The sequence below is a fragment of the Salipiger pallidus genome, from assembly GCF_014643635.1.
Lineage (GTDB): Bacteria > Pseudomonadota > Alphaproteobacteria > Rhodobacterales > Rhodobacteraceae > Salipiger > Salipiger pallidus.
This window is the reverse complement of record NZ_BMJV01000017.1, coordinates 1-5,971: the sequence shown is the minus strand read 5'-3', so window position 1 is coordinate 5,971 and position 5,971 is coordinate 1. Positions and strand designations below refer to the sequence as shown.

5 protein-coding genes are annotated in these 5,971 nt (G+C 66.1%); all 5 read right to left on the bottom strand.

Annotated features, from left to right (window positions below; translation table 11 throughout):
- Positions 1–227: 227 nt before the first annotated feature.
- From IEX41_RS21300 to IEX41_RS21280, 5 genes are read right to left on the bottom strand one after another with little or no spacing between them, the layout of a single operon-like run.
- Positions 228–1,208: a sugar-binding transcriptional regulator gene (locus IEX41_RS21300; protein ID WP_188792227.1), complete on the bottom strand. Its 981-nt coding sequence runs from the start codon at positions 1,206–1,208 to the stop codon at positions 228–230.
- Positions 1,209–1,244: 36 nt separating this feature from the next.
- A complete protein-coding gene (locus IEX41_RS21295; protein ID WP_188792226.1) occupies positions 1,245–2,564 on the bottom strand; it encodes an acetoin dehydrogenase dihydrolipoyllysine-residue acetyltransferase subunit in 1,320 nt (439 codons plus the stop codon).
- The gene (locus IEX41_RS21290) at positions 2,564–3,574 is read right to left on the bottom strand and encodes an alpha-ketoacid dehydrogenase subunit beta (protein WP_188792225.1); all 1,011 of its coding nucleotides are present in this window, start codon (positions 3,572–3,574) and stop codon (positions 2,564–2,566) included. The genes IEX41_RS21295 and IEX41_RS21290 overlap by 1 nt, the downstream gene beginning before the upstream one ends.
- Positions 3,571–4,587, bottom strand: a complete 1,017-nt coding sequence (locus IEX41_RS21285) for a thiamine pyrophosphate-dependent dehydrogenase E1 component subunit alpha (protein WP_188792224.1) — start codon at positions 4,585–4,587, stop codon at positions 3,571–3,573. The genes IEX41_RS21290 and IEX41_RS21285 overlap by 4 nt, the downstream gene beginning before the upstream one ends.
- On the bottom strand, positions 4,580–5,911 hold the full coding sequence (locus IEX41_RS21280; protein ID WP_188792223.1) for an NAD(P)H-dependent oxidoreductase: 1,332 nt from the start codon (positions 5,909–5,911) through the stop codon (positions 4,580–4,582). Before IEX41_RS21280 ends, IEX41_RS21285 begins: the two co-directional genes overlap by 8 nt.
- Positions 5,912–5,971: the final 60 nt, after the last annotated feature.

Genomic DNA, 5,971 nt, shown 5'->3' with positions numbered 1-5,971 from the left:
TGAGAGCTGAGAGCTGAGAGCTGAGAGCTGAGAGCTGAGAGCTGAGAGCTGAGAGCTGAGAGCTGAGAGCTGAGAGCTGAGAGCTGAGAGCTGAGAGCTGAGAGCGCCACGGACGGCGGACCCGCGCAAGCAGGTTCTGCCACCGTGGCATGCCAGAGTGTGCCGCGCGGATTGCGTTTGGCGACCGGCCGGAGATCCGGCCCCACCCCCCGCCCCCGATCAGGCGCTCAGTCCTCCAGCAGGCTTCCCGCCGTCACCTCGTCGGTGATGAGCACCGAAGGCTGCAGCGATTTCAGCGCCGCCCGCAGCGTGCCCACCTTTTCCGGGCCGCCCGAGATCAGAACCTTTTCCTTGACCCGCTTCAGCCGCGCCATGGACATGGAGATCGCCCGGTCATTCACGGGATGCACCACCGGCTCGCCATCCTCGCCGATGAAATTGTAAAGCACATCCCCGATGGCGCCCGCGTCGATCATCGACTGGCGTTCGGCTTCGGAGACGTGGCCCAGCCGGTAGGAGGTGGTCAGCGACGAGATCCCCCCGCAGGAGATCAGCGCCACATCGCAGGCCTCGGCCATCTCGAGGATCTGATCAAGGCCGCAATGCTCGAGCAGCGCATGTCTCGTCTGGGCAGAGTCGACGATGGCGGGGGCCGAGATGAGGTAGCCTTCAGCGTCGAAAAGCTCGGCGAACTGCCAGGCGAATTCCGCCGGGTTGAAGCGGCGCGCCTGCGCGATGCCGCCCAGCAGCGACACCACGCGCACCCCGTCGAGCGAGCGCCCTTCAATGAAGGGCAGCATGGCGTGCAGGGTGCGGCCCCAGCCCACGCCGACGGTCATGTTGGCACGCATGATCCCGGACACGTAGCTGCCGGCAGCATAGGCGATGACGCGGGTGGGGTCGCCCTCGGGGTCGGCGAAGGGCGCGACGATGGCGCGGCTCAAACCGAACCGGTCCTCGAGCTTTTTCTGCATCTCGGCCACGGGGGCAAGGTCGGACTGGATGCGGATTACCACCTCACCGCGGCGCTTGGCCTCGGACAAAAGGCGGGTGATCATGATGCGGTTGACCCCCAGCTGCTTGGCCACGTCCGACTGGGTCATGCCTTCGATATAGTAAAGCCAGGCGGCCCGGATCCGAAGCTGGCTGTTCGGGTCCGGGGCCTTTTCACGGCTGCGGATGTCGCTGGGAATGGTCGTATCGGGCATCATGCGGCCTTTGGGCTTGGGCGGATCAACACCCCATCATAGCTGGGCGCGCAGGATCTTTCCAACCTCACCGGCGACTTCCAGCTGCGGCATGTGACCAACCCCATCGAAAAGATGCAGCGCCACCCGCCCCGGGGCCTGAAGGGCATGGCTCCACGGCAGGATGGCGTCGGACTTGCCCCAGAGAATGCGGGCAGGCACCTCGATCCGACCGAGCGCCGCGCGCAGGTCGAACGCCTGCACCCCGTCGGGGAAGAGCGCATCGGCCATGGCCAGCTGCGCCGCCCGAAGGTTCGCATCGCTGCGCGCCTGCATGGCAAGCCGCGCGTAGCCGTCTGTGATGAGGCTTTCATCCGCCACAAGGCTGCGCAGCCAGGGCCCAAGGCTTTCCGCCCGCGTCGCCTTGCAGATGCCATTCAGGGCCTCGCCGTTCACCTGCGGGCCAAGGCCGGCGGGGGCAATGAGGCTCAGCGAGCTTACCTTGCGCTCGCGCGTGTCGGCCAGCGCCAGCGCCACGGCACCGCCAAGGCTGTGCCCGACAAGATGCGCCTGGTCGAGCTGAAGGCCATCAAATGCCGCGCGGACCTCCTTCACCAGCGCGGCGAAATCGCGGATGCGCAATTTCGGAGACTTGCCGTGCCCCGGCAGATCGATGCGGATGAGCGGGCGATGCTTGATGGCGGACTCGATGGGCGCCCAGGAGGTGGCATCGCTGGCAAAGCCGTGGATCATCACCACCGGCGTGCCGGTGCCGCCCTTGCTGCGGCTGATGTGCAGCGGGCCGGTTTCGGGGCGGAAGGTGGCAGGGGCAGACGGCGTGGCAAGCCCCTTGAGATACTCGCGCACGTCAAAGGCCTGCACCCGCCCGCGCGGACCGGTGCCGGGCAGCTCGGCCAGCGCCACGCCTTCCTCGCGCGCGAGGCGGCGGGCGGCGGGGGTGGCGCGGATGCCCTCGGCGTCACCGGCGTAGGCCAGTTCGGGTTCAGGCTCCGGCCGGGGCTCGGGCTCAGACCCAGGTTCAGGGGCGCTGTCGTCGGACAGAGCTTCCGCAGGCTCAGGCGCCGGGGCCGCATCACCGCCGACCGCGGCGAAGGGAGCGGGCTGCTCGCCCACCTCTTCACCTTCGGCATAAAGCCATGCCACCGCCTTGCCGATGGGGATCTCGGCCCCCTCGGGCGCAGCGTGGTGAAGGATGCCCGTGGCGGGCGCTTCGACCTCCATGGCGGCCTTGTCGGTTTCGATGTCAAAGAGCGGCTCGCCCTTTTCCACCGATTGCCCGATCTCGATATGCCAGGACATGACCTTGCCGCTGGCCATGTCCATGTCGACCTTGGGCATGATGACTTCGACGGGCATCAGACGCGCCCCTTCACGACATCGCGGGCAGCGGCGAGGATGTCGGGCATCTGCGGCACCGCGGCCTTTTCAAGCTCGGGATTGTAGGGGATGGGGCATTCCGCCCCGCCCAGCCGGATGATTGGCGCATCAAGGTAATCGAACGCATCACTTTCCGCGACCATGGCCGAAATCTCGGCCCCGACGCCAAGAGTCTTCACCCCTTCATAGACACAGATCATGCGCCCGGTCTTGCGCACGGAGGACAGCACGGTGTCGCGGTCCATGGGCCGCACGGTGCGCAGGTCGATCACCTCGGCGTCGATGCCGTCAGCCTCGAGCTGCTCGGCCGCCTGCATCGCCTTGTGCACCATGAGCGAGGTTGCGACGATGGACACGTCCTTGCCATCACGCCGGATGGCAGCCTTGCCGATGGGGGTGGTATAGTGGCCTTCGGGGACGTGACCCTTCATCTTGTAGAGGATCTTGTGTTCGAAGATCATCACGGGGTCGGGGTCTTCCAGCGCGGCCAGCAGCAGGCCCTTGGCATCCTCGGGGGTGCTGGGCTGCACCACCTTGAGGCCGGGAACATGGCCAAGCCACGCCTCGATGCTTTGCGAATGCTGGGCTGCGGCCCCAGTGCCGGAGCCCGCCGGGAAGCGCATCACCAGCGGCACGGAGACCGAGCCGCCCAGCATGTAGCGCACTTTTGCCGCCTGATTGACGATCTGCTCCATCGCCAGCGCGGCGAAATCCGAGAACTGGAATTCGAAAATCGGCTTGAGGCCGGTCAGCGCGGCCCCCACGGCCACCCCTGCCCCGCCAAGTTCGGAAATCGGCGTGTCCATCACGCGGTCGGTGCCGTGCTTGTCCACCAGATCGCCGGTGACCTGAAAGGCCCCGCCGTAGACGCCGATGTCCTCGCCCATGAGGATCACCGAAGGATCGTTGGTCAGCGCAATGTCCATGGCCTCGCGGATGGCTTCGGCATAGGACAGTTCGCGCAGGTCGGGTTTGCTGTGGGCGTTCATGCTGCGCTCTCCGGGGTGTAGACGTCGCGGGTGACCTCATCCATCTTCGGGTCTTCGCCCTGGGTCGCGAACTCGATGGCGTCGGCGATGATCTGGTTGGCCTCCGCCTCGATGGCAGCCACGTCGTCTTCGGTGACGATCTGGTGGTCCATGAGCAGCTTGGCCATCGCGGGGATTGGATCGCGGCCCATCCATTCGTTGATCTCTTCCTTGGTCCGGTAGCGGTTGCGGTCAGACTTGGAGTGGCCGCGCCAGCGGTAGGTGAGGTTCTCCACCAGGCTCGGACCCTCGCCATTGCGGGCGCGTTCGACGGCGGCATCCACCGCCTCGGTGACGGCAGAGAAGTCGTTCCCGTCCACGGTGACGCCGGGCATGTTGTAGGCCGCCGCGCGCTCCGCGATGTTCTTGACGGCGGTGGACCGCTCGGTCGAGGTCGACATGCCGTACTTGTTGTTCTCGCAGACGAAGACCACGGGCAGCTTCCAGACCGCCGCCATGTTCAGCGCCTCGTGGAAGGCGCCTTCGTTGTTGGCGCCGTCCCCGAAGAAGCACACCGTGACCGCCCCGGTGCCAAGCCGCTTGGCCGACAGGGCCGCGCCCACCGCGATGGGCAGGCCGCCACCGACGATGCCGTTGGCGCCAAGGTTGCCCTTGGACGGATCGGCGATGTGCATCGACCCGCCGCGCCCGCGGCAGTAGCCGGATTCCTTGCCGAAGAACTCGGCGAACATCTTGGACAGGTCCGCGCCCTTGCCGACACAGTGACCGTGGCCCCGGTGGGTCGAGGTGATCTTATCCTCGTCCGTGAGCGCCATGGTCGAGCCGATGGACGATGCCTCCTGCCCGATGCTGAGGTGCATGGTGCCGTGGATCAGGCCGCGCATGTAGCTGTCTTCGGCCCCTTCCTCGAACTTGCGCACGAGGTACATCTTCTTGAGAGCCTCGCGCAGCCGCTCGGGGCTGTAGGCGCGGATCGCGTAGGGAAGGTTGGTGTCCTGGATGGTATCAGGCATCGAGAAGGTCCTTGCCGTAAAGCATTTCGTCCTGAAGCTTGCGCAGCTCCACGAGGCGCGAATTGGGAAGCCGCGCGTTCTGGGCGGTGATCAGCTGGCCCTTGCGGATCGGCGCGGTGACCACGGCCCCCGTGAGCATGCCCGCAGGCAGCGCCTGCGCATCCTGTGCGCGACTCACTTCCATGGCCCAGGCGCGGTAAGTGTATTCGCCGATCTGGTCCAGCGTGTCGCCGGGCGCGAGGTCCTTCTTGGCCAGAGCGCAAACCTCGACCACGGGTTTGTCCAGCGGCACCATGTCGGCCTTGCCGTAAAGCACGGCGCGGGCGCAGGTCAGCGGCACCTCGAGCGAGGTCAGGTGATAGGGACGGATGAACTCGTAATAGGGGCCATCGCCCATCTTGAGGTCCTTCATCCGCTCGTGAATGCGGGGATGTTCCGCCTCGACGATGCAGAAGACGCCGGGGCTGACACCCTTGCCGATCGAGAAATCGACCCGACCGATGCCCGACAGCAGGCCGCCGTCCTTTTCGGGGATCAGCACCTTGGCCAGCTCCTTGGGGCCAGCGGCGGGGCCGTGCATGCCGTCGACGTCGGGGATGAGGCCGGTGGCGTTGCCGATGGCGGCCATCTCGACGGCGGTTTTGGACCCGTCGACGAATTCCACCAGAAGGCGGGCGTTCATGTTCCGGCGCGTCGCCTCCTCCATGTAGGCATCCGGCACCGCGTCGATGTTGAGCGGGTTGTTCTTGCCCTTGCCGGCGCAGACCACCTTGTGGCCCATAGCGGTGACGAATTCGATCAACTCCATGCAGGAGGACGGCTCGTCCCCGGCCCCAAGGCTGTAGACCACGCCCAGCCGGTCCGCTTCGCGGCGCAGGTACGAGCCGATGGTGATGTCCGCCTCGACGTTCATCATGACCAGATGCTTGCCGCGCTCCATCGCGCGCAGGCCGATTTCAGCGCCCACGGCGGGAATGCCGGTGGCGTCGATCACCACGTCGATCAGGCCGGATTCGATCAGCGCATCGGCGTTGTCGGTGATGGCGACCTTGCCGTCCTCGATGGCCGCGTTGATCTGAGCAGTGGTCGAGGCATCGCGGCTGTGACCTTCGCCCCGATAGGCGATTTCCACCGCCTTGTGGGCGTTCGGCACCCGCAGCTCCGAAATCGCGGCAACATCCACACCGTCCATCATGGCGGCGCGGGTCACGATGTCCGTGCCCATCTCACCCGACCCGATGAGGCCGATGCGCACCGGTTTGCCGGACGCAGAGCGCGCGGCCAGATCTTTTGCGAGGCCCGTCAGTGCAATGTTCGAAGCCATGTTGATGCCCTCCTCCAGCGTCTCAACTTGCCGACAATGTGGCTGAACGTTTGTCATACT

Bases quoted from the DNA above. Each gene is read 5' to 3' on its own strand.
- IEX41_RS21280 (WP_188792223.1), bottom strand. From the start codon at position 5,911: ATGGCTTCGAACATTGCACTGACGGGCCTCGCAAAAGATCTGGCCGCG.
- IEX41_RS21285 (WP_188792224.1), bottom strand. From the start codon at position 4,587: ATGCCTGATACCATCCAGGACACCAACCTTCCCTACGCGATCCGCGCC.
- IEX41_RS21295 (WP_188792226.1), bottom strand. From the start codon at position 2,564: ATGCCCGTCGAAGTCATCATGCCCAAGGTCGACATGGACATGGCCAGC.
- IEX41_RS21300 (WP_188792227.1), bottom strand. From the start codon at position 1,208: ATGCCCGATACGACCATTCCCAGCGACATCCGCAGCCGTGAAAAGGCC.
- IEX41_RS21290 (WP_188792225.1), bottom strand. From the start codon at position 3,574: ATGAACGCCCACAGCAAACCCGACCTGCGCGAACTGTCCTATGCCGAA.